Origin of the sequence: Pseudothioclava alba, from assembly GCF_033100795.1 — a bacterium.
In the GTDB taxonomy this organism is placed as follows: Bacteria; Pseudomonadota; Alphaproteobacteria; order Rhodobacterales; family Rhodobacteraceae; genus Pseudothioclava.
Genome location: NZ_JAWLVI010000006.1, coordinates 53,528 through 75,275, shown reverse-complemented (window position 1 = coordinate 75,275; position 21,748 = coordinate 53,528). Strand labels below are relative to the sequence as shown.

Genomic DNA, 21,748 nt, shown 5'->3' with positions numbered 1-21,748 from the left:
AGCCCAGCCATGTCTGGACATTGGAACGATTTCAACGACGTGCAGTCCAACATCAACCTGATCCCCAAGGGCACGATCGCCAAGGTGCGCCTGACCATCCGCCCGGGCGGGTTTGACGATCCGGCCCAGGGCTGGGCCGGCGGCTATGCCAAGCGCGGCGGCTCGGGTGCCGTCTATCTCGATGCAGAATTCACAGTGCTCGAAGGGCCCTACGCCAAGCGCAAGATCTGGTCGATGATCGGGCTCTACAGCCCCAATGGCCCGAACTGGACCAATATGGGGCGCAGCCTGATCCGGGGCATCCTTAATTCGTCTCGCGGGATTTCCGACAAGGACAACTCGCCCGAGGCCCAAGCGCGGCGCCGGATTGCCGGCTTCCATGAGCTTGATGGTCTGGAATTCGTTGCCCGCATTGATGTCGGCACTGACACCAATGGTGAGGAGAAGAACGAGATCAAAAGCGCACTGGCGCCAAACCATCGCGATTATGCGTCTGTGATGGGGCTTGGTGCGTCCACCATGCCGAGCGCACCCGCCGCGCCTTACTATCCCGCGCCCAGCACGCCGCCACAGGCAGCGCCGATGGGGCATGGTTATGGGACCGCGCCGCAAGCTCCGCAACAGCCCGCCCAAGCGCCGGCGCAGTCACCAGCGAGCCCCGGGTTCGCCGGGCGGCCCAGCTGGGCTGAGTGAGGGGATCGGCCCATGCGACTGCGTCCCCGCCAGAAACTCTTCGTCGAGCGCAGCTTGGCTGCGCTCGCCACTCGAGCCAACACGCTCGGCATCGCCCCGACCGGGGCGGGAAAGACGATCATGCTGTCTGCCGTCACCGGCGAAAGCATCGGCGACACCGACGCCAAGGCCTGCGTGCTGGCCCATCGTGATGAGCTGACAGCGCAGAACCGCGCAAAGTTCGGGCGGGTCAATCCGGGCCTGACCACCTCGGTGGTGGATGCCACGACCAAGTCCTGGGGCGGTCAGGTGACCTTCGCCATGGTCCCGACGCTGACGCGCGAACGCAATCTGGCGACCATGCCGAAGCTGGACCTGCTGGTCATCGACGAGGCCCATCACGCGGTCGCCGACAGCTACCGTCGTATCATCGATCATGTGCGCGATACCAACCCTGACGCGCGCATCTTCGGGGTCACGGCGACGCCGAACCGGGGTGACAAAAAGGGGCTGCGGGCGGTCTTCGACAATGTCGCCGATCAGGTCCGGCTTGGGGAATTGATCGCCTCGGGTCACCTGGTGCCGCCGCGTACCTTCGTCATCGACGTTGGCGTGCAGGACAAGCTCAAGGCCGTGCGCAAGACCGTGTCGGATTTCGACATGGCGGAAGTGGCCGAGATCATGGACCGCGCGCCGATCACCGAAGAGGTGATCCGCCACTGGCGGGAGAAAGCAAACGACCGGCCCACGGTCGTCTTCTGCTCGACAGTGGCGCATGCGGTGCATGTGGCCGAAGCCTTCAACGCGGCCGGCATCCCGACGGGGTTGATCCATGGCGATCTGCCCAGCGAGGAACGGCGCAACATTCTGGCGGCCTTCGCCCGCGGTGAGATACGCGTCATCACCAACGTGGCTGTGCTCACTGAGGGCTGGGACCACCCGCTCACCTCCTGCGTCGTGCTGCTACGCCCCAGCTCCTACAAATCGACCATGATCCAGATGGTGGGCCGGGGGCTGCGAACCGTCGATCCGGCGGAGCACCCTGGTGTCGTCAAGACCGACTGTATCGTGCTGGATTTCGGGACCTCGAGCCTGACCCATGGCACGCTGGAGCAGGACGTCGATCTTGAGGGCAAGACGGCGACCGGCGAGGCCCCGACGAAGACCTGCCCGTCCTGCAAAGCTGACATCCCCCTGGCTTGCCGCGAGTGCCCGATCTGCGGGGAACTTGTGGCAGACGATGAGGACGACCCCAAGAGCCAGGAGGCACCGGACGGTGAACTGTCCGGTTTCGTGATGACGGAAATCGATCTGCTGAAGCGCTCGAGTTTCGAATGGGTCGATCTCTTTGGCTCAGAGGACGCGCTGATGGCCACGGGCTTCACGGCCTGGGGCGGCATCTTCTGGTACGAGGGCCAGTGGTACGCTGTCGGCGGCCGCAAAGGGGCCGAAACACGGCTGCTGGGCATCGGCGAGCGATCCGTGTGTCTCGCCCAGGCGGATGACTGGCTCAATGAGCTTGAAACCGACGAGAGCGCCTTCAAGACCCGCGGCTGGCTGGGCCAGCCCGCCACCCAGAAGCAGCTGCAATATCTCTCGGCGGCCGCGCGCGGCGACTTTGGCCTGACCCGCTACAAGGCCTCGGCCCTGATGACCTTTGGGTTCAACAAGCGCGAGATCCGGCAGCTGATCCTGCAGGCGGCCCCGACCGCGCGGGAGGCTGCATGAGCCATGTCGCGCAAATGCAATCCACGCCCGCAGAGGCTGCGGATCGCCCGGGCTTTGATTGCCTCTGGCATCCGAGAGGTCAGCTCTGCGCCGCCTGCACATCGCGCACGCGCGGCTTCGGCTGGTTCGATCCGAACAAGCCCCGCGGCAAACGCGCATACCGCTGGTTCTGCTCGATGCAGTGCCAGTCGGCCTTCACCCGCAAAGCGAAAAGAGGACTGAGCATGGTGGATTTCACCGAAGAGGAAACCCAGGCGCTGCCCGCCGTGATGCGCGCGCTTGCGCCCGAGATGGAGCGGATCGGCTGGGATAGGACGCTGGGCCAGCTGACCAGAGACGACATGCACCGGCTGATCGTCGTCACGGTAGAGGCCTTCCGTGCAGAGATGTTCCAGATCGCCAGCCAGTCGGAGGTGCCCTTCTGATGCTGGATTACAACCACACGCCCAGCTTCGCCGACCAGGTCAACGAGAAGGTCGACGCCGCCATCACCGCTGAAAACGCCACCCGCGCGCCCCGTGACTATCTTGGCGGTTCGCGTCTGGGGCACGCCTGCGAACGCGCCCTGCAGTTCGAGTTCACGGCGACGCCAAAGGACGAGGGGCAGGACTTCTCTGGCCAGTCGCTGCGCATCTTCGCCATCGGCCATGCGCTCGAGGATCTGGCCGTTGCCTGGCTCAGACAGGCAGGCTTTGACCTCTATACGCGCAAAGGCAACCGGCCCGATGGCGGACAGTTCGGCTTCTCCGTCGCCGGTGGGCGCATCCGCGGACATGTCGATGGCATCATCGCCGCCGGGCCCGAGGGCTTTGGTCTGGCCGCTCCCGCGCTCTGGGAATGCAAGACGATGAATGCCAAGAACTGGCGTGCTTGCGTCAAGGACGGCGTGGCGAAATCAAAGCCCGTCTATGCCGCCCAGATCGCCGTCTATCAGGCCTATATGGAAGCGCTGGTGCCGGGGATTTCCGCCAACCCGGCGCTCTTCACCGCGATCAACAAGGACACGGCTGAGCTTTACCACGAGCAGGTGCCGTTCGACGCCGAGCTGGCGCAGCGCATGTCCGATCGCGGTGTGCGCATCCTGCGCGCCACGGATGCGGGCGAGCTGCTGCCCCGCGTCGCCGCCAATCGCGACTTCTTCGAATGCCGGTTCTGCCCCTGGGCCGAGCGCTGTTGGGGAGTGAGCGGCGTCTCTGGAAACGCTCCAGTGGAGCGTTTCAGCCGCGAACGGGCGGAGCCCTCGACATGAGTGATGCCCTGAAAGACCCGCCCGACATAGATGACTACAGAGAGGAGGCCGAAATGGCTCATGACGATGATCGCAAGGGCGATGATCACAAGACGGGAACTGCTTCCACGCCGGATGCGCCCAAAGAAAACCTCGTTCATTTCAACCCCTGGCGCGACTTCAATGATGCTGCCCCCATGGTGGATGTTTTCGGTGATGAGCCGGATCCGGAACAGATCGCTCAGTTCATGGAGGTGGTGTTCGGTTATTGCGACGGGCTAATCCCGGTCCGCAGCTTCATCGACAAGGGTCAAGGCATCGATGGCCGGCCCCATAACATCTGGCTTGAGGCGAGCGAAAACACCACCGACAAGATGACGACCTTTGCCAACTGGGCCGCGCGTGAGGGGGCGGCGGTCTACGTCATCCCTGGCACTGTTGCGGCGAGCGGCCAGGCCAAGGCGGCTGACATCCTGCAGATGCAGACCGTGGTCGTAGATATCGACACAGGTGACATCGCCGCCAAGCGCTCCCACCTCGAGCGCCATCTCGGCTCGCCCACAATGGTTGTGGAAAGCGGTGGCATCACGGCTGAGGGACAGCGCAAGGCCCATGTCTGGTGGAAACTCACCGAACCTGCCGAGGGCAGCGACCTTGCGCGGGTGACGCGCCTGCGCGGTGATATCGCGGCCAAGGTCGGCGGCGACATGCACTTTCGCTCGGCTCATCAGCCGATCCGGGTGGCAGGCTCGGTCTATTACAAGAACAGCCTGAAGACCCAGGTCCAGATCGTCGAACTGAACTCCGCACGTGAACGCGATCTGGCCGAGTTCATCGAGGCCGTAGCCGACATGCCGCCCGCGCCGGGCGTCAATCTCGCCCCGGATTTCACCGCGCACGACAAGCCGCGCGTGGACGAGGTGCTGGTCACGCCGGTGCGCGAAGGCGGTCAGGATGATTGGTCACGATTTGAGGGCGCCTCTGCCGCGATCGGCTATTTTATCCGCATGGTCCATGAGGGACGGCTGTCGAAGGACGAGGGTTGGGAAGCCATCTGCGGCTACAACGCCGCCATGCTGCGGCCCCAGTGGCCTGTGGAACGGCTCAAGCGTGAGTCCGAACGGCTCTGGGCCATCCATGTCGAAAAGCATGGCCCGCCCATCATCCGGCTCGACAGCGCGGCACCCGCTCCAGACGAAATACCCACCTTCACCCTTGGCGCGCTCTTGGATGACACGAGCCCCATGCCGGCCGATATCATCGCGCCGCGCGTGCTGACGCCTGGCGGGCTGCTGGTTCTGGGTGGCGCACCCAAGGTCGGCAAGAGCGACCTGCTGATCTCTTGGCTCGTGCACATGGCCGCCGGCCAGCCTTTCCTCGGCTTCACGCCGCCGCGTGCGCTGCGGATCTTCTACCTGCAGGCGGAAATCCAGTATCACTATCTGCGCGAGCGCATGCAGCAGATCACCCTGCCGCCAAGCATCATGGCCGGTGCCCGCGACAATCTGGTGGCCACGCCGAAGCTGAAGATGCTGCTCGACACCGAGGGCAGTGTCCATGTCGCCGAGGCGATCCGGCGCGCCTTTCCGGCCGAGCCCGTGGACATCATCTGCATCGACCCGATCCGCAACCTCTTCGATGGCGGGCCCGACGGTGGCGGCGAGAACGACAATGCCGCGATGATGTTCTTCCTCAAGGACCGGGTCGAGGTGCTCCGCGATCACATCAATCCCGATTGCGGCGTGATCCTGGTCCACCACACCAAGAAACTCAGCAAACAACAGGTCAAGGACGACCCGTTTCTGGCCCTCTCTGGGGCCAGCGCGCTGCGGGGCTTCTATACCTCGGGTCTGATCCTGCATCGGCCCGACGAGGAAAGCCCACAGCGCAAGCTGGAAATCGAGCTGCGCAACGGGCCGGCGCTCGCGGCGAAGATCATCGACAAGGTCAAGGGCGAGTGGGTCGAGATCAACCCGATGAACGAGCGGCTTGTCCGTCAGGAGGTCGGGGCGAAGCACGATGCCGAGCGGGATCGGAAACGCGATGTCATCCTGACGCTGCTCTTCGATGAAGCCGCTGAGGGGCGGCTTTACACATCGACGCAATTCGGTGCGGCTTTCGAGAACCAGCATGGCCTAGGAAGTCAGTACACAATCCGGGAGCGCCTCAATGTCCTGGCAACCAAAGGGTTGGTGAAGTTCTGCCGGGAGATGGCTGAGCACGGCTATGCCGCGACCCGATCGCACTTCGGCTATCTGGTCGTTGAGGGCATGCGGTTTGGACGCGATCCAGTGATCGACGCCGAGACCGGCGAGGTCTTGGACGAGGGGCAAGTGGTCCTGCCGACCCACTTCAAATGTCCCCATTCGGGCCGTGCCAGGGAAGTCGAGAACCCCGCTGTCTGGGTCTATCCGGAGGGGGGCGAGGCATGACTTTGTCATATGACGAAGGCCTTTGTCATCCTCATGCCTTCGTCATGAATCCAGTAAAATCAATGGCTTGCCGATGACGATGACAAAGGCCTCTGTCATGCACCTTTGTCATCCAAAATGGGAGAAATGAAAATGAAATCATATACTTGTGGGCGTGGCATGAGGAAGAGTGGAAACCCCTATACTTCGTATTAGGGGGCACCCCTCTGGGAGTGCCCCCTAAACGATACGAAGTCCCTGCCTCGCGCTTCAGACAGATCGTCCCGTTTCAATCCGACGACGGCGGCCGGTACCGCCAAGCATCAACCGCCGTCGTCTTCCACCTCGAGCAGCCAACCAGAAAAGGAGACCACCCATGGCTGACCTGACTCTCGCCAGCGCTAATGCCGGCGCAACCCTGAAAATGCCGCCGCCCGAGCGCGGCCGGACAATCCTTGCCCTCGACCTTGGCACCACCACCGGCTGGGCTCTGCGCGGCTTCGGCGGCCTGATCACCAGTGGCACCGTCAGCTTTAAGCCCGGACGCTACGATGGCGGCGGTATGCGTTACCTGCGCTTTACCAACTGGCTGACCGAGATCGATCGCCTGTCCGGACCGATCGAAGCCATTTATTTCGAGGAGGTCCGTCGGCACGCAGGCACGGACGCGAGCCACGTTTACGGCGGTCTGATGGCCACGCTGACAGCTTGGGCAGAGCTGCGGGGCGTGCCTTACCAGGGCGTCCCGGTGGGGACTATCAAGCGCCACGCCACCGGCAAAGGTAACGCGCCCAAGCAGGCCATGATCGATGCCGCTCGCAAGCACGGTTTCAGCCCCGCCGATGACAACGAAGCCGATGCCATCGCGATCCTGCTCTGGGCGATTGAGACGCAGGGAGGGCTAGCCTGATGGGCATGCGGTTTACTCCCAAGGGTTACGGCGGCAATCGCCGTGACCCTGAACAGGTCAAGCGCGATGGTTGGCATGAGCAGCACATGCTGGCTGTCTCGCTCGATGATCCGCGCCTGACCTGGCCAGAACGCGAACTGGTTCGCCAACTGGGCGAGAAACTTTATGGCAAGCTGCCAACTGTCAGGGAGGTGCGCTATGGCCGATGACTGGACACGCGCCATGGTGGCCGATCGGCTGGAGCTCGCGGCCGATGTGATGTGGTCCATGCCGCCGGTCCGTCCGCAGGGTTATGTCAGCGCCTGGCCGGAATACATCTCGACCTTCGCCGATCAGGTGGGCCAGGAGCCCCGGATGAAAAAGCCGCTGCCATCACCGCGGATGATCACGCAGGCCGATGAGGCGATGCTGTGGCTGCGGTGGGTGGACAAGGACATCGGCCAGATCCTCTGGGCGCGGGCCAATCGCAAGCCATGGAAGCGGATCACCTGGCACCACGGTATCAGCCGAGCCACGGCACACCGGCGGTTCGAGTATGGGCTGGCTGTGATCGTCTGGAAGCTCAACGGCAGAACCGTGCCGCGCAAGCGGTCGATGGAGTTCGTGATCCGGCAGACGGTGTGACCCTCGGGGCGGTCGCGTTGTGGCCGCCCTGTCAACCCGGTTCGTGCAAGTGAGACATTTTTCGGTGAGACACCGGAAAGCAAGACGGATTTCTTCCAGGAGGTTATACCAACGATAAGATGACCGTCGTGTGTCTGAGAGAGCCGTGTCGGTTTGAACGGGTTTTCGGGTGTAACTGGTGAGCGGTTGTCCGAAAAAACTGTCTCCGCCCAGCGGGTTGCAGTGCCTAACCCTTTGATTTTACGGGTCCCTTCTGTTCAAAACCGTATTCGGGGGGGCGAGGCGCGAGGGTTTCCCAGTGACACCCCTGAAAATACCCGTTTCGTTTCGGTTTGCCGCGAACCCTAAGAAAACAAAGGCCTGACGGCCTGACACAACCCGCCTGAACCGAAACGGGGGTCTGACCCCATTTCGTTTCGCGGGCCAGACCCGTTTCGTTTCGCGGACGTATCGTTCGCTTGTCACACATCCCAAGGAAACACCGATGGACGTTTTGGACCTGCCGCTTGCGCAGATCATTCCCTATGCGCGCAACCCACGGCGCAACGAACAGGCCATCGCCACGGTCGCAGCGTCGATCCAGGAGTTTGGCTGGCGCCAGCCCATCGTTGTCGATGAGGCAATGGTCGTTCTGGCTGGGCACACGCGGCTGGAAGCGGCGCGCAAGCTCGGTTTTAAATCCGCACCGGTGCATGTGGCCAAGGGGCTGACCGAGGCCCAAGCCCGCGCCTTCCGGATCATGGATAACCGCTCCAGCGAGAATGCCGAGTGGGACAAGGATCTGCTGAACCTTGAGCTGGCCGACTTGCTGGAGGCTGATTTCGATCTTGGCCTGACGGGCTTCACGGATGATGAATTGAACGGGCTGATGAACAGCCTCGATGCGGGCACTGGCCCGCAAGAGGGTGAAGACGACATTCCGGACACGCCGGAAGACCCGATCAGCCGACCTGGCGATCTCTGGATCCTCGGCAATCACCGGCTGCTCTGCGGCGACAGCACGGTTTCTACCGACGTGCAGAAGGTGCTGGGTGATGTGAAGGCAGACCTCTGCTTTTGCGATCCGCCCTACAACGTGGACTACGCCGGCGGCGTCGGCGCGGAGAAGGCTGGCAAGGGGCGGCGGATCAAGAATGACGCCTTGGGCGATGGCTTCGGCCAATTCCTTTACGACGCCTGCGTGCTGATCAACGCGCATACCGACGGTGCGGTCTACATCTGCATGTCGTCCAGCGAGTTGCAGACGCTGCAGGCAGCATTCAAGTCGGCAGGCGGCCATTGGTCGACCTTCATCATCTGGGCGAAGGACCGGTTCACGCTGGGCCGTGCTGATTACCAGCGCCAGTACGAGCCGATCCTCTATGGCTGGCCTGACGGCGTAAAGCGCCACTGGTGTGGCGATCGGGACCAGGGCGATGTGTGGAACATCCAGCGGCCATCAAAGAATGACCTGCACCCCACCATGAAGCCGGTGGCGCTGGTCGAACGCGCTATCCGGAACTCGAGCCGAAAAGGCGACCTGGTGTTCGACCCGTTTGGCGGCAGCGGCACGACGCTGATCGCTGCTGAAAAGACGGGGCGCCACGCATCGCTGATCGAACTCGATCCAAAATACGTCGATGTCATCATCCGCCGTTGGCAAGAGTTCACTGGTCGAGAGGCGCAGTTGTCGCAGACGGGACAGACCTTCGGTGACGTCGAACGGAGCCGGGAGGCGGAACATGCAGCAATCGCTGTTTGAACATCTGGGATTTGATTTGCCCGACAGCGAGTTTGACAGGCCAGACGTCGAATGCAGTGATGATCTGGAAGTGGGCAAGGCTGCCGAGCACTTGGTGTGTGCCGACCTCATCCTGAGCGGCTATCGCGCGTTTCTAAGCGATCAAGGCCTGCCGTACGATATCTTGGTGGATGTCGATGGGTCGCTTCTTCGCGTTCAGGTCAAATCAACCCGGAAGCCGAAAAACCATGATCCTAAGACAAGGGTCACGCCCGGGTATTTGTTCCAACTTCGACGCGCCGGTAAAGGTGGGCGGCGTCGGTATCCAGATAATGCGTTCGACCTTTACGCCCTCGTCGCGCTCGATAGACAGGCAATCGCCTATCTACCGGCCATTGATTGCTCCAATCAAACCATTGCCCTGCGCGTTCCAGGTGAACGTTACCTCCAAAATGGCAGCATGAATCGGGAGTTTCAGGAAGCGAGTTTTCGCCATGCCCTGAACCGCTTGGGGTTTGAGGCATGAAACAGTCGCGCCTCATGTCTCTGGTTGAGGCCATCACCAACGTGATCGTCGGCTATGGCGTCGCGGTTGTGACGCAGATCCTGATCTTTCCGATCTTTGGGCTGCACACGACGCTCGCGCAAAATCTGCAAATGGGCTTGCTGTTCACCGGCGTCAGCATAATCCGCTCGTTCCTGCTGCGGCGGCTCTTCGAGGCTATTCGGGTGGCAAAACCCGAGGGCTAGATCAGACCTAGGCCTTTCAGGCAGCTGGCTGTGTCCATCAGCTGATGGGTCGGCACTTCGATTTTGATGGTGAAGCTGTCGGCTGAGGTTTGGGCGTAAACGCCGCCATCGTCCATCAATGCCATTTCGATCTCCTCAAGGACGACGGCGATGCGGCTGCGGTCAAAATGCTCGGGCAGGTTTCGGATGGGGAGGCGAATGCTGGTGCTTTCCATGGGGTTTACTCCGCGTGCTCGCCTTCCTTGAAGGCGCTGTCTGTGATGCGCTTCAGGAGCTCGGCGTAGTAGTCGAGGTTGCCGACATGCCCCCAATGAACCTCGTCGGGATGGGTGTCGAAGTGCTCTGCGCTCAGCGCCTGCAGCCGCGCGAGCATCGTGTCGATCGCGGCCTTCTTGGCGATGAACGCGTCTTTGGCTGTTGGTCGGTGGCTCATCTCGAGGCGTCCTGAGTTGTGTTTTCTGCTGTCGTGACCTTCGCTCTGGTGGCCAAGCTTATCCAGTGAATTCGACGCAAATCCATACGGTTAATAGAACTCTCGAGGTCTGCGAATGTCGACAGCTACACAGCCCATCGGCGTGATCGCGCGGCTTTTGGATCTTTCGGAACGGCGGGTCCAGCAGCTGAGCCGCGAGGGCGTGATCCCCAAGGCCGAGCGCGGCCAGTATGATCTGATCGGCTCCGTGCGTGGCTATGTCCGCTATCTGCGCGATCAGGCGCTGAAGGCGCAGGCGGGCGCTCCTGACTATGCGGCTGAACGTGCGCGGTTCATCCGAGCGCGGGCGGACCTTGCCGAGATGGAAGCCGAAGAAAAGCGCCGGTCGCTGATCGCGGCCGAACAGATCGAGGCCGCCTGGATCGCCGTGCTGGCGCTGTTGCGCACCCGCCTTCTGGCGTTGCCCGACCGGTTGGCGCCGCAGGCCTTTGAACAATCAACCGTCGGAGACACCCGGAACCTGATCCGCGCCGCCATCCGCGAGGTGCTCGATGATCTCGCGCAGCCAGACATTGAACTCGAAGCTGAAATTGACCTTGCAGGGGTCGCCGATCCTGAAGTGGACGGTGGCGAAGGCACTGGCAGTTCTGAAGCCGCCGCCGGATCTGACGATCAGCGATTGGGCCGATCAGAACCGACGGCTGAGCTCTGAGGCCAGCGCCGAGCCGGGACAGTGGCGTACGAGCCGCGCCGAATACCAGCGTGGGATCATGGATGCGATCTCGGATGCAGCGACTGAAACTGTCGTGATCATGTCATCGGCTCAGTGCGGAAAAACCGAGTTGCAGTTATGTACGGTGGGCTATCACATCGATCAGGATCCCGCCCCGATCATGGTGGTGATGCCGACCGAGCGTGATGCCGAAACCTGGTCAAAGGACCGCTTCTCGCCGATGGCGCGCGACACCCCCTGCCTGCAGGGCAAGATCGCCGATCCGCGTTCGCGAGACGGCAACAACAAGATCCTGCACAAGCGGTTCCCGGGCGGGCATTTGACCATTGTGGGTGCCAACGCACCCTCGGGGCTGGCGAGCCGACCGATCCGATTGCTGCTCTGCGATGAGGTCGACCGCTATCCTTTCAGCGCTGGTGCCGAGGGCGACCCGGTCAACCTCGCGAAGAAGCGGACGGTGACGTTCTGGAACCGCAAGATCGTGCTGGTCTCGACGCCGACAAACAAGGGCGCGAGCCGGATCGAGGCGGCATTCGAGGAAAGCGACCAGCGCCGGTTCTGGGTGCCGTGCCCCAAATGTGGGCATGAACAAATTCTGACCTGGGGGCAGGTCAAATGGGACAAGGATGAGAAGGGCGGTTATCGTCCAGAAACCGCGCTCTACCACTGCGCCGAGTGCGACGCGCCCTGGAAGGATGAGACCCGCTGGTCTGCAATCTCGAAGGGCCGCTGGATCGCGGACGCGCCGTTCAACGGAACTGCGGGCTTTCATCTGAACGAGATCTATTCGCCCTGGGTGCGGCTCGAGGCCATGGCCAAGGCGTTCCTCTCGGCGCGCGCCGGCGGGGACGAGACGATGAAGACCTTCGTCAACACCTCGCTTGGTGAAACCTGGATGGAAAGCGGCGAGGCCCCAGACTGGCAGCGGCTGCAGGGGCTGAAGGAAGATTGGCGCTCGGGCACGGTGCCGTCGGGCGGGTTGTTCCTGACTGCCGGGGCTGATGTGCAGAAAGACCGGATCGAGGTTGATGTCTGGGCTTGGGGCAAGGGCCTGCAAAGCTGGCTCATTGATCACATCGTCATCGAAGGCGGTCCGGGCGATCAGGCGTGCTGGCAAAAACTCAGCGACCTCTTGGGGCGGAGTTGGCTTCATGACAGCGGCGCGGTGATGACGCTGACAAAGCTCGCCATTGATACGGGCTATGAGACGGCGGCTGTCTACGCTTGGGCGCGACAGATGGGGTTCGGACAGGTGGCCCCGATCAAGGGCCTTGAGGGCTTCAATCGGGCAAGCCCTGTAACGGGGCCGACCTATGTCGACGCCACCATAGGCGGCAAACGCCTGCGCCGCGGCGCCCGGCTTTGGACCATCGCCACCTCGACCTTCAAGGCCGAGACCTATCGTTTCCTGCGGCTTGATCCGCCGGAAATCACCAGTCCGGCGGATGGGGAGCGGTTTCCTCCCGGCTTCCTCCATCTGCCGGGTTGGGTCGATGCTGAATGGCTAAAGCAGCTGACGGCCGAGCAACTGGTCACGGTCAAGAACAAGCGCGGCTTCGCGAAACTCGAATGGCAAAAGCTGAGGGAACGCAACGAGGCACTCGACTGCCGTGTCTATGCTCGCGCGGCCGCTTGGATTCTCGGCGCAGACCGCTGGTCAGACGCGAGGTGGGAAGAACTCGCGGCGCAGTTTGCGGTCGCGGATGGCAGGGGCACGGCCTCTGCCACAGGCCCGCAATCTGTACGCAAGGCACAGGTGCGCCGCGTTGCGCGGTCAACATACATGGGATGAGTTTGGGCATGGCGGATTTGGCGACACTGAAACTTCGCCGGGAGGCGCTGATGTCGCAACGCTCCTCTGGGGTGGCCCGCGTCAGCTACGACGGCAAAACGGTGGACTATCGCAGCGTCGCCGAGATCGACCGGGCCATTGAGGCCCTGGACCGCGAAATCGCCGCAGCCGAGGGCCGCCGCATGGTGCGCCACGTGCGCGTGATGGCGACCAAGGGCCTCTGACCAAAATGGCATTGTTCGACATGTTCCGCCGCCCCAAGCCGGGTGGCCCTGAAGCCATGCGTGCGCGTCTCGAAGGGGCGATGGCCAAGCGGCGTCTGCGGGGCTGGAACCCGCCCTTGGAAAACATCAACGCGCTGGTCGCCTCGGGTGGCCCACGGCTGCTGGCCCGCTCGCGCGAGTTGGTGGTGACGAATGGCTATGCCGCCAATGCCTGCGAGGCCTTTGCGGCGAACCTTGTGGGTGATGGGATCAAACCGTCCTCGCTCATCACCGATACGGCGCTACGCGATCAGGTCCAGAAGCTCTGGCTTGCATGGACCGATGAAGCGGACGCCGATGGTCTTACCGATTTCTACGGTCTGCAGGCCATGGTCGCGCGGGAGATGTTTGTCGCGGGCGAGTGTTTCGTGCGCTTGCGCCCGCGTCGTGGTGAGGACGGGCTTCTGGTGCCTCTGCAGTTGCAGCTTTTGCAATCGGAGATGTTGCCCTTTGAGAAAACCGAGACGGACCCGAACGGCAACCGCATCCGCTGCGGGATCGAATTCGACCTGATCGGGCGGCGGGTGGCTTATCACTTCCGCCGCCGCCATCCGGGCGACAGCACGGATCAGCGCGTCGCGGTGCCAGACACCGTCCGCGTGCCTGCCGAGGAGGTGCTGCACATCTATCGCCCCATTGATGCGGGCCAGATCCGAGGCCTGCCGCATGTGGCGCCTGCCATGGTGCGGCTGTTCCTGCTCGATCAGTACGACGATGCGGAACTCGACCGCAAAAAGACCGCGGCGATGTTCGCGGGCTTCATCACCAAGACCGCGCCCGAAGACCCGATGATGGGAGAGGGGGAGGCAGACCTTGATGGTGCCGCGATCGCCAGCCTCGAGCCTGGCACCATGCAAGTGCTGCTGCCGGGGGAGGATGTGAAGTTCTCAAGCCCCGCCGATGTCGGTGGTGGCTACGAGGCCTTCCAATACCGCACGCTGCTAGCGGTCTCCGCCTCGCTTGGGCTGCCGTATCATCTGGTCACCGGGGATGTGCGCCAGGCGAACTATTCCAGCCTCCGCGCCGAACTGGTCGAGTTCCGGCGCCGCATCGGCCAGTTGCAGCACGGTGTCATGGCACATCAGCTCTGCCGCCCCATCTGGCGGCGCTGGCTGGAAACGGCCGTACTGTCCGGCGCTCTGGAGGCAGATCCCGTCATCTCCCGCCCGGTGCAATGGATACCGCCGCGGTGGGACTGGGTCGATCCGCTCAAAGACATCCAAGCGCAGGTACTTGCGATGGAGGCTGGGCTGACGTCTCGGCGCAAGGTCGTTGAGGCCACGGGCTATGACATCGAAGAGGTCGACCGCGAGAATGCCTCTGACGCGAAACGCGCCGCCGATCTTGGCCTGACCTATCGCGCGAGCCCCGGCGAAACGCAGGGCGCGCGCGCCACACCAACTGGGATCCCTGACCCAGATACCCCCAACGAGGACGGCAGCGGGTCGTCCACGACACCGCAGCAGGAGTAACCCCATGAAATCCTGGTACACGATCCGTGCCCGTGCGTCGGGCACGGAAGTGCTGATCTATGACGAAATCGGCGCCTATGGTGTCAGCGCCAAGGGGTTCCTCGCGGAACTCGGCGCGCTGCCCGACGATGCGGCGATTGATCTGCGCCTCAACAGCCCCGGCGGCTCGGTCTTTGATGCAGTCGCCATTTACAACGCGCTGCAGCGGCATGCGGGCACGATCACCGTCTGGATTGATGGTATCGCGGCCTCGGCGGCGAGCTACATCGCCATGGCAGGCGAAGAGATTGTCATGCCCGAGAACGCTTTCCTTATGATCCATGACCCTTCAGGACTCGTCATGGGCACGGCTGAGGACATGCGCGCCACGGCCGCGGCGCTGGACAAGGTAAAGGGCAGCCTTATCCAGGGCTATGCCGCCAAATCCGGCAAGCCCGATGACGAAATCGCCACCCTGATGGCGGCCGAGACCTGGCTTGATGCCAAGGACGCACTGGATCTCGGGCTTATCGACCGCATTGCCGAGCCCGTGAAACTCGCCGCCTCCTTCGATGTGGCGCGTTTCCGCAATGCACCGCCGGAAGTGGTGGAGGCGATCGAAACCGTTGGGGCATCCAACGGTTCTGACACGGACGGCGCATCGGAGGCAGACGCGGCTGGAGCCGACGATCCCGAAGGGGATGTTGGACACGACAACATCCCTCCGGACGAAATCACGCCGCCGGAGAACCGGGACGTGGGTGTTTCCGACGGGAACACCCGCCCATCCAGCCCGTCCGAGAGCAGTGTTGCAGTCGCCAACACTGCTCCGGAGGCCAGCGCCATTCGCGCGGAGGCCATCGCCCATGCGCGGGCCGTGATCGATCTCTGCCGCCTGGCCGGTCAGCCGCAGATGGCAGGGCGCTTTCTGGAAGAGGACGCGAGCCTCGATGAGGTCCGCAACCGTCTTCTCGGCGCCAAGGCAGAGAACACCCCCAACATCACCGCTGCCCACGCTCAACCCGGGCGCGCGGCCACCACCCAATCCTGGGGCGATGTGATCGCCCGCACTTTCAAGACGAAAGGCTAACGCATCATGACCACGCTCTCTGAAGGCAAACACGCGGGCGGCTTCCTCGTCTGGGAAGTGCTCCGCGATTACACCCGAGAAACCGTCACCATCGCCTCGGGCGCCGGAAAGCTCGCGCCTGGCACAGTGCTCGGCAAGATCACCACCGGCGGCAAGTACACCGGGCTCGCACCGGCTGCGACGAACGGCAGTCAGAATGCTGCTGGCATTCTCTGGGCCGGTGTCGATGCCTCGGCGGCCGATGCGCCTGGCGTCGTCGTCCTGCGCGGCCCCACGCTTGTGAACCAGCATGAGCTCGTCTGGCCTGACGGTGCGACCGAGGCCCAGATCACCGCCGCCACCACGGCTTTGGCCGCACTTGGCATCATCTTGCGCTGAGCCTGAGAGAGAAAGGACATCCCCATGGCAACCATGGACATCTTTGAGGGCGACGCCTTCAGCATTATCGAGCTCACCCGGGCTCTGGAAAACATCCCCTTCAAGCCGGCGATCCTGTCGGGCTCCGGCCTGTTCGGGGCGCGCGGCGTGCGCCAGCGCACAGTGATGATCGAAAGCCGCGATGGCACGCTGTCGCTGATCCCGTTCTCGGAAAGGGGCTCTGCCTATGAACAGCAGATCCCCGAACGTCGCGACATGCGCGCCTTTGTCTGCCGCCAGTTCAAGAAGCAGGACGTGCTTTGGGCCGCCGAGATCCAGGGGATCCGCGACTTCGGCTCGGAAACCGCCACCCAGCAGGTCCAGACCGAAGTAGCCCGCAAGATGGGACGGCTGCGCAACGACGCGGAGGCCACCTTCGAGTTCCACCTCTTCAATGGAATTCAAGGCGTGGTGAAGGACCCGAAGGATGGCGCGACGGTGATCAACTACTACACCGAGTTTGGCATCACACCGGCGGCTGAGGTCGATTTTGATCTCGACAACCAATCGCCAGCTTCTGGCGCGCTCAGGAAACGCTGCCAGGCGCTGATCGAAAGCGTCGAGGATAGCCTTGGCGGCCTCGCTGCCGGTCAGGTGCAGCTGCGCGCCGAATGCGGCTCGGCCTTCTTTGCCGATCTCGTGGCCCATAAGGAGGTGCGCGAGACCTATCTCAACACGGCAGCCGCGGCCGATCTGCGGGGCAGGGTAGGGGAGGAGGTCAGCTTCGGCGGCATCACCTTCCGCCGCTACCGGGGCGGGCTTGGCTTTGGCGTGCCGACCGACAAGGCGTATTTCTACCCGGAAGGAGTCGAGGGCCTCTTCGAGATCTACTACGCCCCGGCCGACACGTTCGAGACGGTCAACACGCTGGGCCTTCCGCTCTATGCGCGGATGATCCCCGATCGCGACCGCGACGAATGGGTGCGGCTCGAGATCGAGAGCAACCCGCTGCCGATCTGCACCCGGCCGCAGGTTTTGCGCTCGGCCAAGCGGACGTGATGACCGCCTTTGCAGACGCGCTTGGGGTTCTTTTCCTCGATGCCAATCTCTCGGTCGAGATCTGGCATCGGGACAACGAGGGGCAATTCACCCGTGCCCGCGGCATTCTGCGCCGGCCCGACGAGCTTACGGAGTTTGGCTCGGCGCGGCTCCTGTCGGACACCACCCGGATCGATGTGCGGGTGGCTGATATCCCGGCCCCTCGGCCGCAAGAACAGATTCTGATCGGCGAAGAAACCTTCCTGATCCAGGGTGAGCCGCGTCGGGACCGCGAGCGGCTTGTCTGGACGATTGAGCTGGCCCCCGCGTGAAACTTAGCATCGACATCAGCCCGGATCTGGTCGCGGTCATGGCCGCGGAGGTCAAAGCTGGCGAAAAGGCTGTCAGCGCTGCCATGCGGGAAGCGGGAACCGGTCTCAAGACCGCCTGGCGAGGGCAGATCACCCAAGCGGGACTTGGGCGGCGGCTGGCAAACTCGATCCGGAGCCAGACCTATCCGAGGTCAGGGGAGAGCCTGAACGCTGCGGCACTCGTCTGGTCGAAGGCGCCGGTTATCGTCGGCGCTCATGACACAGGCCCGCTCATCCGCTCGCGGGACGGGTTCTGGCTTGCCATCCCAACGCCGGCGGCCGGTAAGGGCACGCGCGGCAAGGCGCTCACGCCCGGCGAATGGGAAAGGCGGCGCGGTCTGCGCCTGCGGTTTGTCTATCGGCGAAACGGTCCAAGCTTGCTGGTGGCTGATGGACGGCTGAACAGCCGGGGCTTAGGCGTGGCCTCGCGGTCCAAGACGGGCCGTGGAAAAGCGACGGTGCCGATTTTTCTGCTGGTGCCGCAGGTGAAGCTCGCGAAACGGCTGGATCTTGCGCGGGATGCAGAACGCGCGCAGGCGGCGGTGCCGGGGCTGATCGTGGCGAACTGGGTGGAGGGGCGGTTTGGGTGAGAGGGCGACCGAAGCAGACTGTTGTGAAGCTCGCTAATGGTGCCGGCACCAGGGATCGAACCCGGGACCTGATGATTACAAATCAACTGCTCTACCATCTGAGCTATACCGGCGCCTTCCGCGATACTTATTTGCAATCAAAAGGAAAGTGAAGTGGCGGAAGCGGTGGGATTCGAACCCACGGTAGGCTTTCACCTACGCTGGTTTTCAAGACCAGAGCCTTAAGCCACTCGGCCACACTTCCTTTGGTGCCCCCTGCCGGACTTGAACCGGCACGCTCGAAGGCAAAAGATTTTAAGTCTCCAGTGTCTACCATTCCACCAAGGGGGCTTTGGTAGGCCTGGCAGGATTCGAACCTGCGACCAAGGCGTTATGAGCGCCCTGCTCTAACCGCTGAGCTACAGGCCCGCCAGTGGGCTTCATGACGGAATTGAAAGAAGAAAACAACTGCATGCTCAGTTCTCGCGAAACCATCCTTGCCTCTTTGCATGGCAAGCTTCAGGTGCTGGATGCCTTGGTGCTGCGCAACGCGGTGCTGCCGGAACGGATCGGTCGGGAGAGCGTTGTGATCTTGCGAGATGGGGAGCCGGGGACGCCTGAGGTGACGCTCTCGCCTCTGGCTTATCATTACCAGCATCGGGCTGAGATCGAGGTAATCGTGCAAGTGAGCGAGGGGCGCGATGCAGCCTTTGACTGGCTGGTTGCGAGCCTTGGGGCGGTGCTCGCATCCGACCGAACATTGTGTGGCCATTGCGACTGGGTTGAGCCTGAAGCTCCGCAACCTGTCGATTTGCCGATTGAGGGCGCTTCCCCCCTGAAAGCTGCGATCATTCCGATCGTGCTCTATTACACGACGGCGGATCCTTTGGCTTAGGCTTTCTCTTTGGTTTGCAGGTGACCGTTCATCTGAGCGCCCGCATCGACAGAAATGACTTCGGCCGCGATATTTGCGTTGACCCGGGCTTGAGATTTGATGGTGACCGTCACCGCTGCAATCGTGCCCTCGATCTGGCCTTCGACCATGACGGTATGGGCCCGAACGTTGCCTGTGATTTTGCCGTCTTTGGTCAGCACGAGTGTTTCTGCGGTCAAATCGCCGACGATCGTTCCACCGAACTCGACGATCCCGTCGCTGCTCCAATCCCCTTTGATGGTAATGCCTTCGTGGAGGACTGAGCGGCGCTTGTCGGTGAGGCTGCCCTCCCGATAGGGGGCCTCGTAAGACTTGGCGGTTTCTTCTTTTGCTTTTGCAAACATTGGCAAGGCCATTTCTGTGCGGAGTTTTGGCCAGTTGGTTGCAAATGGCGAACGGGTCAAGCCTGTTGGGGCGATCATATACGAAAGGGACAGAACATGGCACGAGCCCAAGGGGCGCGGGCGCAGATGGCGCTGGCGTTCGAAACGACTTATGGGACGCCACCTGCGAGCGGCTACACCAAGATGCCCTTTGCCAGCACCACGCTGGGGGCTGAGCAACCGCTGCAGACCTCGGAACTCTTGGGCTATGGCCGCGATCCGCAGGCGCCCATCAAGGATGCGGTGACGGCGGATGGCGACGTGGTGATCCCGATCGATGCCGAGGCCTTTGGCTTTTGGCTGAAGGCTGCTTTTGGCGCGCCTACCACAACGGGTGCCGATGCGCCCTATAGCCACGAGTTCCGCTCCGGAAACTGGTCTCTGCCCAGCTTCTCAGTCGAGACCGGCATGCCAGAGGTGCCGCGCTATGCGATGTATTCCGGCTGCATGGTGGACAGCCTGAGCTGGCAGATGGCGCGCTCTGGCTTGCTCACCGCCACTGCCAGCATCGTGGCCCAAGGCGAAAACATTGCCACGACAAGTGCGGCGGGCACGTCCGCCAATATCGCCCTGAAACGGTTTGGTCATTTCAACGGGGCGATTACGCGGAATGGGGTCAACATAGGTAACGTTGTCTCTGCCAACCTTACCTATGCCAACAATCTCGACCGCATCGAGACCATCCGGGCGGATGGGAAGATCGACGGCGCCGATCCGTCTATCGCGGCGCTCACCGGCACTATCGTCGTACGTTTTGCCGATCAGACGCTCGTGACCCAAGCGATCAATGGCGAGGCCTGCGAGCTCGAGTTCTCCTACACGCTGCCGACTGGCGAGACCCTGACCCTGACCGCCCACGCCGTCTATCTGCCGCGCCCCCGGATCGAAATCTCCGGCCCGCAAGGCGTACAGGCTACCTTCGATTGGCAGGCGGCCAGCGATCCTGTCGCGGGCCGGATGTGCACCGTCACGCTTGTAAATGACCGCGAGGATTACTGATGCTCCGCCTGAACCTGTCGAATGAACCCCGCTGGCTTGATTTGGGCCACGGTGTCCGACTGCTGGTAGAGCCCCTGACCACCGCCATCATGTTGGCCGCGCGCAGCGATCCGACGATCGTCGCGGCCGCCGGTGATGCTGACGGGAGCGCCTCCAACGATGACCTCGCGCGCATCGTGGCCAAGGCCGTTGCGCGCATCGTCGTGAAGGATTGGGAAGGCGTGGGCGATGAAGACGGCAAGCCACTGCCTCTCACGCCTGAGGGCATCGACGCGCTACTGGAACTCTGGCCGATCTTCGAGGCCTTCCAGACGAAATACATAGCGGGCGCGCTGATCCTGGACGCGGAAAAAAACGCCTGACCGCTCTCGCCGACTGGGAGTTCAGCGGGGGCGGTGACTATTGCGCGGTGTGTTCCTCTACGTGCCCGGAATGTCCGCGCAGCCTCCATCAACCTCAGACCCTCGAGGGCTGGCAGGTCTGGGACCTCGTTCAACGCCTCAGCGGACAGGTACGCGTCGCAGGCGGCATGAGCGGCGGCGCTGTGCTCGGCTGGGACATGGGTGCGGCCCTGCAACTCGGGGCGGCCCTCGGGCTCTCGCCCCTCATCATTGCGGAGCTCTTGCCGCCCATCGAGGCCGTGATGGTGCGCAAGACCAACGAAGAGGCGACTGGCTCAGGCAGCCTCGAGGGGTTTGATGCCTGAGACGTCGATCGTCTCGCGGGCCCGAGCCAGATCCCACGCGCGCTGGAGGTTCATCCAGTACTCTGGGGTCGTGGAAAAGAACCGCGCGAGCCGCATGGCCGTATCAACGGTGATGGCGGTCTGGCCTTTGACGAGGCGCTCGATCCGGGTGCGAGGCACATCGAGCTTTGCAGCAAGGGCGATGGCACTCATCTCGAGCGGTACCAGATACAGCTCGGCCAAGACTTCGCCGGGATGGGACGGATTGGTCACGAGGCTCATGTTGGCTCTCCTAGTGATAGTCGACGATCTCGACCTCTGCAGGTCCTTGATCGGTCCAGATGAAACAAATGCGCCATTGTCCGTTGATGCGCACCGAGTGTTGTCCCGCGCGGTCGCCGCTCAGGGCTTCAAGATGATTGCCCGGCGGGAACCGTAAATCTTCAAGAACGACTGCAGCGTCCAGTGCCGAAAGCATAGCGCGCGTGCGTTTGACCAAGTCAGCGGGAAAGCCTTTGCCAAAACGGTCCTGAACCGCTGCGGCGGCGAGCTTTCCACGTGTGCTAACGATCATGCTCTCATGTATCATGAGTTGATACATTTTGCA

At 62.7% G+C, this 21,748-nt stretch carries 29 protein-coding genes and 4 tRNA genes; 24 read left to right on the top strand and 9 right to left on the bottom strand.

Annotated features, from left to right (window positions below; all coding sequences use genetic code 11):
* Positions 1-9 precede the first annotated feature (9 nt).
* The 11 genes from RYZ20_RS13380 (at position 10) to RYZ20_RS13330 (ending at position 10,043) form a co-directional block, all read left to right on the top strand.
* A complete protein-coding gene (locus tag RYZ20_RS13380; protein ID WP_317674302.1) occupies positions 10-693 on the top strand; it encodes a hypothetical protein in 684 nt (227 codons plus the stop codon).
* A 12-nt stretch (positions 694-705) separates the two neighbouring features.
* Positions 706-2,400, top strand: coding sequence for a DEAD/DEAH box helicase (locus tag RYZ20_RS13375; protein ID WP_173496013.1), 1,695 nt, complete (start codon positions 706-708; stop codon positions 2,398-2,400).
* Positions 2,397-2,825 (top strand): DUF6511 domain-containing protein, encoded by a 429-nt coding sequence (locus RYZ20_RS13370; RefSeq protein WP_173496014.1) that lies wholly within the window; start codon positions 2,397-2,399, stop codon positions 2,823-2,825. The genes RYZ20_RS13375 and RYZ20_RS13370 overlap by 4 nt, the downstream gene beginning before the upstream one ends.
* Entirely contained in the window at positions 2,825-3,649 is an 825-nt protein-coding gene (locus tag RYZ20_RS13365; protein WP_173496015.1) for a PD-(D/E)XK nuclease family protein, read from the top strand. Before RYZ20_RS13370 ends, RYZ20_RS13365 begins: the two co-directional genes overlap by 1 nt.
* Positions 3,646-6,060, top strand: a complete 2,415-nt coding sequence (locus tag RYZ20_RS13360; protein WP_254449901.1) for an AAA family ATPase — start codon at positions 3,646-3,648, stop codon at positions 6,058-6,060. Before RYZ20_RS13365 ends, RYZ20_RS13360 begins: the two co-directional genes overlap by 4 nt.
* Before the next feature lie 355 nt (positions 6,061-6,415).
* On the top strand, positions 6,416-6,949 hold the full coding sequence (locus RYZ20_RS13355; RefSeq protein WP_217361218.1) for a crossover junction endodeoxyribonuclease RuvC: 534 nt from the start codon (positions 6,416-6,418) through the stop codon (positions 6,947-6,949).
* Positions 6,949-7,158 (top strand): hypothetical protein, encoded by a 210-nt coding sequence (locus RYZ20_RS13350; RefSeq protein ID WP_465250146.1) that lies wholly within the window; start codon positions 6,949-6,951, stop codon positions 7,156-7,158. The genes RYZ20_RS13355 and RYZ20_RS13350 overlap by 1 nt, the downstream gene beginning before the upstream one ends.
* Positions 7,148-7,573: a DUF6362 family protein gene (locus RYZ20_RS13345; RefSeq protein ID WP_254449902.1), complete on the top strand. Its 426-nt coding sequence runs from the start codon at positions 7,148-7,150 to the stop codon at positions 7,571-7,573. The genes RYZ20_RS13350 and RYZ20_RS13345 overlap by 11 nt, the downstream gene beginning before the upstream one ends.
* Positions 7,574-8,057: 484 nt before the next feature.
* Positions 8,058-9,314: a DNA modification methylase gene (locus RYZ20_RS13340; protein WP_173496017.1), complete on the top strand. Its 1,257-nt coding sequence runs from the start codon at positions 8,058-8,060 to the stop codon at positions 9,312-9,314.
* Positions 9,295-9,819, top strand: a complete 525-nt coding sequence (locus tag RYZ20_RS13335; protein ID WP_173496018.1) for a group I intron-associated PD-(D/E)XK endonuclease — start codon at positions 9,295-9,297, stop codon at positions 9,817-9,819. Before RYZ20_RS13340 ends, RYZ20_RS13335 begins: the two co-directional genes overlap by 20 nt.
* The gene (locus RYZ20_RS13330) at positions 9,816-10,043 is read left to right on the top strand and encodes a DUF7220 family protein (RefSeq protein WP_173496019.1); all 228 of its coding nucleotides are present in this window, start codon (positions 9,816-9,818) and stop codon (positions 10,041-10,043) included. The genes RYZ20_RS13335 and RYZ20_RS13330 overlap by 4 nt, the downstream gene beginning before the upstream one ends.
* Here RYZ20_RS13330 and RYZ20_RS13325 read toward each other — a convergent pair.
* Both RYZ20_RS13325 and RYZ20_RS13320 read right to left on the bottom strand, forming a co-directional pair.
* A complete protein-coding gene (locus RYZ20_RS13325; protein WP_173496020.1) occupies positions 10,040-10,258 on the bottom strand; it encodes a hypothetical protein in 219 nt (72 codons plus the stop codon). The genes RYZ20_RS13330 and RYZ20_RS13325 overlap by 4 nt on opposite strands.
* A gap of 5 nt (positions 10,259-10,263) precedes the next feature.
* On the bottom strand, positions 10,264-10,476 hold the full coding sequence (locus tag RYZ20_RS13320; RefSeq protein ID WP_173496021.1) for a hypothetical protein: 213 nt from the start codon (positions 10,474-10,476) through the stop codon (positions 10,264-10,266).
* A gap of 115 nt (positions 10,477-10,591) precedes the next feature.
* Here RYZ20_RS13320 and RYZ20_RS13315 point away from each other — a divergent pair, with 115 nt between their 5' ends.
* From RYZ20_RS13315 to RYZ20_RS13275, 9 genes are read left to right on the top strand one after another with little or no spacing between them, the layout of a single operon-like run.
* Complete coding sequence (locus RYZ20_RS13315; protein WP_173496022.1) at positions 10,592-11,188, top strand: terminase small subunit, Nu1; 597 nt, start codon at positions 10,592-10,594, stop codon at positions 11,186-11,188.
* Positions 11,103-13,001, top strand: coding sequence for a phage terminase large subunit family protein (locus tag RYZ20_RS13310; RefSeq protein WP_317674367.1), 1,899 nt, complete (start codon positions 11,103-11,105; stop codon positions 12,999-13,001). Before RYZ20_RS13315 ends, RYZ20_RS13310 begins: the two co-directional genes overlap by 86 nt.
* Complete coding sequence (locus tag RYZ20_RS13305) at positions 12,998-13,225, top strand: phage head-tail joining protein (RefSeq protein ID WP_173496023.1); 228 nt, start codon at positions 12,998-13,000, stop codon at positions 13,223-13,225. The genes RYZ20_RS13310 and RYZ20_RS13305 overlap by 4 nt, the downstream gene beginning before the upstream one ends.
* A 5-nt stretch (positions 13,226-13,230) precedes the next feature.
* Positions 13,231-14,736 carry a phage portal protein gene (locus RYZ20_RS13300; protein ID WP_254449903.1) on the top strand — a complete coding sequence of 502 codons (1,506 nt, stop codon included), beginning with the start codon at positions 13,231-13,233 and terminating at the stop codon, positions 14,734-14,736.
* A 4-nt stretch (positions 14,737-14,740) separates the two neighbouring features.
* Complete coding sequence (locus RYZ20_RS13295; RefSeq protein WP_173496024.1) at positions 14,741-15,805, top strand: head maturation protease, ClpP-related; 1,065 nt, start codon at positions 14,741-14,743, stop codon at positions 15,803-15,805.
* Between the two features lie 6 nt (positions 15,806-15,811).
* Positions 15,812-16,183, top strand: coding sequence for a head decoration protein (locus tag RYZ20_RS13290; protein WP_173496025.1), 372 nt, complete (start codon positions 15,812-15,814; stop codon positions 16,181-16,183).
* Positions 16,184-16,207: 24 nt separating this feature from the next.
* Positions 16,208-17,221, top strand: a complete 1,014-nt coding sequence (locus RYZ20_RS13285; RefSeq protein ID WP_173496026.1) for a major capsid protein — start codon at positions 16,208-16,210, stop codon at positions 17,219-17,221.
* Positions 17,221-17,532 (top strand): head-tail joining protein, encoded by a 312-nt coding sequence (locus tag RYZ20_RS13280; protein WP_173496027.1) that lies wholly within the window; start codon positions 17,221-17,223, stop codon positions 17,530-17,532. The genes RYZ20_RS13285 and RYZ20_RS13280 overlap by 1 nt, the downstream gene beginning before the upstream one ends.
* Positions 17,529-18,161 (top strand): DUF6441 family protein, encoded by a 633-nt coding sequence (locus RYZ20_RS13275; protein WP_173496028.1) that lies wholly within the window; start codon positions 17,529-17,531, stop codon positions 18,159-18,161. Before RYZ20_RS13280 ends, RYZ20_RS13275 begins: the two co-directional genes overlap by 4 nt.
* A gap of 37 nt (positions 18,162-18,198) precedes the next feature.
* Here RYZ20_RS13275 and RYZ20_RS13270 read toward each other — a convergent pair.
* The 4 genes from RYZ20_RS13270 to RYZ20_RS13255 all read right to left on the bottom strand — a co-directional run bounded on the left by RYZ20_RS13270 (position 18,199) and on the right by RYZ20_RS13255 (position 18,569).
* Positions 18,199-18,274 (bottom strand) — tRNA-Thr (locus tag RYZ20_RS13270).
* A 41-nt stretch (positions 18,275-18,315) separates the two neighbouring features.
* Positions 18,316-18,405, bottom strand: a tRNA-Ser gene (locus tag RYZ20_RS13265).
* Positions 18,406-18,407: 2 nt separating this feature from the next.
* Positions 18,408-18,491 (bottom strand) — tRNA-Leu (locus tag RYZ20_RS13260).
* A gap of 2 nt (positions 18,492-18,493) precedes the next feature.
* Positions 18,494-18,569: transfer RNA gene (locus tag RYZ20_RS13255), tRNA-Ile, on the bottom strand.
* 43 nt (positions 18,570-18,612) lie between these two features.
* Between RYZ20_RS13255 and RYZ20_RS13250 the strand changes: the two genes are divergently transcribed.
* Positions 18,613-19,035, top strand: a complete 423-nt coding sequence (locus RYZ20_RS13250; RefSeq protein ID WP_173496062.1) for an acyl-CoA transferase — start codon at positions 18,613-18,615, stop codon at positions 19,033-19,035.
* Here RYZ20_RS13250 and RYZ20_RS13245 read toward each other — a convergent pair.
* Positions 19,032-19,430, bottom strand: coding sequence for a bactofilin family protein (locus tag RYZ20_RS13245; RefSeq protein WP_317674283.1), 399 nt, complete (start codon positions 19,428-19,430; stop codon positions 19,032-19,034). The two genes, RYZ20_RS13250 and RYZ20_RS13245, sit on opposite strands and share 4 nt — an antisense overlap.
* An 84-nt stretch (positions 19,431-19,514) precedes the next feature.
* Here RYZ20_RS13245 and RYZ20_RS13240 point away from each other — a divergent pair, with 84 nt between their 5' ends.
* The 3 genes from RYZ20_RS13240 (at position 19,515) to RYZ20_RS13230 (ending at position 21,162) form a co-directional block, all read left to right on the top strand.
* Positions 19,515-20,456 (top strand): phage tail tube protein, encoded by a 942-nt coding sequence (locus RYZ20_RS13240; RefSeq protein ID WP_317674281.1) that lies wholly within the window; start codon positions 19,515-19,517, stop codon positions 20,454-20,456.
* Positions 20,456-20,818, top strand: coding sequence for a hypothetical protein (locus tag RYZ20_RS13235; RefSeq protein WP_173496030.1), 363 nt, complete (start codon positions 20,456-20,458; stop codon positions 20,816-20,818). The genes RYZ20_RS13240 and RYZ20_RS13235 overlap by 1 nt, the downstream gene beginning before the upstream one ends.
* A gap of 167 nt (positions 20,819-20,985) precedes the next feature.
* Positions 20,986-21,162 carry a DUF7697 family protein gene (locus RYZ20_RS13230; protein WP_317674279.1) on the top strand — a complete coding sequence of 59 codons (177 nt, stop codon included), beginning with the start codon at positions 20,986-20,988 and terminating at the stop codon, positions 21,160-21,162.
* Here the strand turns inward: RYZ20_RS13230 and RYZ20_RS13225 are convergent.
* Complete coding sequence (locus tag RYZ20_RS13225) at positions 21,133-21,423, bottom strand: HigA family addiction module antitoxin (RefSeq protein WP_173496031.1); 291 nt, start codon at positions 21,421-21,423, stop codon at positions 21,133-21,135. The two genes, RYZ20_RS13230 and RYZ20_RS13225, sit on opposite strands and share 30 nt — an antisense overlap.
* Before the next feature lie 10 nt (positions 21,424-21,433).
* A complete protein-coding gene (locus RYZ20_RS13220) occupies positions 21,434-21,715 on the bottom strand; it encodes a type II toxin-antitoxin system RelE/ParE family toxin (protein ID WP_173496064.1) in 282 nt (93 codons plus the stop codon).
* Positions 21,716-21,748 lie beyond the last annotated feature (33 nt).

Excerpts from the sequence above, each read along its gene's own strand:
- RYZ20_RS13335 (WP_173496018.1), top strand. The coding sequence starts at position 9,295 with ATGCAGCAATCGCTGTTTGAACATCTGGGATTTGATTTGCCCGACAGC.
- RYZ20_RS13345 (WP_254449902.1), top strand. The coding sequence starts at position 7,148 with ATGGCCGATGACTGGACACGCGCCATGGTGGCCGATCGGCTGGAGCTC.
- RYZ20_RS13365 (WP_173496015.1), top strand. The coding sequence starts at position 2,825 with ATGCTGGATTACAACCACACGCCCAGCTTCGCCGACCAGGTCAACGAG.
- RYZ20_RS13350 (WP_465250146.1), top strand. The coding sequence starts at position 6,949 with ATGGGCATGCGGTTTACTCCCAAGGGTTACGGCGGCAATCGCCGTGAC.
- RYZ20_RS13305 (WP_173496023.1), top strand. The coding sequence starts at position 12,998 with ATGAGTTTGGGCATGGCGGATTTGGCGACACTGAAACTTCGCCGGGAG.
- RYZ20_RS13320 (WP_173496021.1), bottom strand. The coding sequence starts at position 10,476 with ATGAGCCACCGACCAACAGCCAAAGACGCGTTCATCGCCAAGAAGGCC.
- RYZ20_RS13370 (WP_173496014.1), top strand. The coding sequence starts at position 2,397 with ATGAGCCATGTCGCGCAAATGCAATCCACGCCCGCAGAGGCTGCGGAT.
- RYZ20_RS13295 (WP_173496024.1), top strand. The coding sequence starts at position 14,741 with ATGAAATCCTGGTACACGATCCGTGCCCGTGCGTCGGGCACGGAAGTG.
- RYZ20_RS13360 (WP_254449901.1), top strand. The coding sequence starts at position 3,646 with ATGAGTGATGCCCTGAAAGACCCGCCCGACATAGATGACTACAGAGAG.
- RYZ20_RS13280 (WP_173496027.1), top strand. The coding sequence starts at position 17,221 with ATGACCGCCTTTGCAGACGCGCTTGGGGTTCTTTTCCTCGATGCCAAT.
- RYZ20_RS13330 (WP_173496019.1), top strand. The coding sequence starts at position 9,816 with ATGAAACAGTCGCGCCTCATGTCTCTGGTTGAGGCCATCACCAACGTG.
- RYZ20_RS13315 (WP_173496022.1), top strand. The coding sequence starts at position 10,592 with ATGTCGACAGCTACACAGCCCATCGGCGTGATCGCGCGGCTTTTGGAT.
- RYZ20_RS13235 (WP_173496030.1), top strand. The coding sequence starts at position 20,456 with ATGCTCCGCCTGAACCTGTCGAATGAACCCCGCTGGCTTGATTTGGGC.
- RYZ20_RS13300 (WP_254449903.1), top strand. The coding sequence starts at position 13,231 with ATGGCATTGTTCGACATGTTCCGCCGCCCCAAGCCGGGTGGCCCTGAA.
- RYZ20_RS13230 (WP_317674279.1), top strand. The coding sequence starts at position 20,986 with ATGAGCGGCGGCGCTGTGCTCGGCTGGGACATGGGTGCGGCCCTGCAA.
- RYZ20_RS13285 (WP_173496026.1), top strand. The coding sequence starts at position 16,208 with ATGGCAACCATGGACATCTTTGAGGGCGACGCCTTCAGCATTATCGAG.
- RYZ20_RS13355 (WP_217361218.1), top strand. The coding sequence starts at position 6,416 with ATGGCTGACCTGACTCTCGCCAGCGCTAATGCCGGCGCAACCCTGAAA.
- RYZ20_RS13245 (WP_317674283.1), bottom strand. The coding sequence starts at position 19,430 with ATGGCCTTGCCAATGTTTGCAAAAGCAAAAGAAGAAACCGCCAAGTCT.
- RYZ20_RS13325 (WP_173496020.1), bottom strand. The coding sequence starts at position 10,258 with ATGGAAAGCACCAGCATTCGCCTCCCCATCCGAAACCTGCCCGAGCAT.
- RYZ20_RS13290 (WP_173496025.1), top strand. The coding sequence starts at position 15,812 with ATGACCACGCTCTCTGAAGGCAAACACGCGGGCGGCTTCCTCGTCTGG.
- RYZ20_RS13240 (WP_317674281.1), top strand. The coding sequence starts at position 19,515 with ATGGCACGAGCCCAAGGGGCGCGGGCGCAGATGGCGCTGGCGTTCGAA.
- RYZ20_RS13225 (WP_173496031.1), bottom strand. The coding sequence starts at position 21,423 with ATGAGCCTCGTGACCAATCCGTCCCATCCCGGCGAAGTCTTGGCCGAG.
- RYZ20_RS13220 (WP_173496064.1), bottom strand. The coding sequence starts at position 21,715 with ATGATCGTTAGCACACGTGGAAAGCTCGCCGCCGCAGCGGTTCAGGAC.
- RYZ20_RS13375 (WP_173496013.1), top strand. The coding sequence starts at position 706 with ATGCGACTGCGTCCCCGCCAGAAACTCTTCGTCGAGCGCAGCTTGGCT.
- RYZ20_RS13250 (WP_173496062.1), top strand. The coding sequence starts at position 18,613 with ATGCTCAGTTCTCGCGAAACCATCCTTGCCTCTTTGCATGGCAAGCTT.
- RYZ20_RS13340 (WP_173496017.1), top strand. The coding sequence starts at position 8,058 with ATGGACGTTTTGGACCTGCCGCTTGCGCAGATCATTCCCTATGCGCGC.
- RYZ20_RS13380 (WP_317674302.1), top strand. The coding sequence starts at position 10 with ATGTCTGGACATTGGAACGATTTCAACGACGTGCAGTCCAACATCAAC.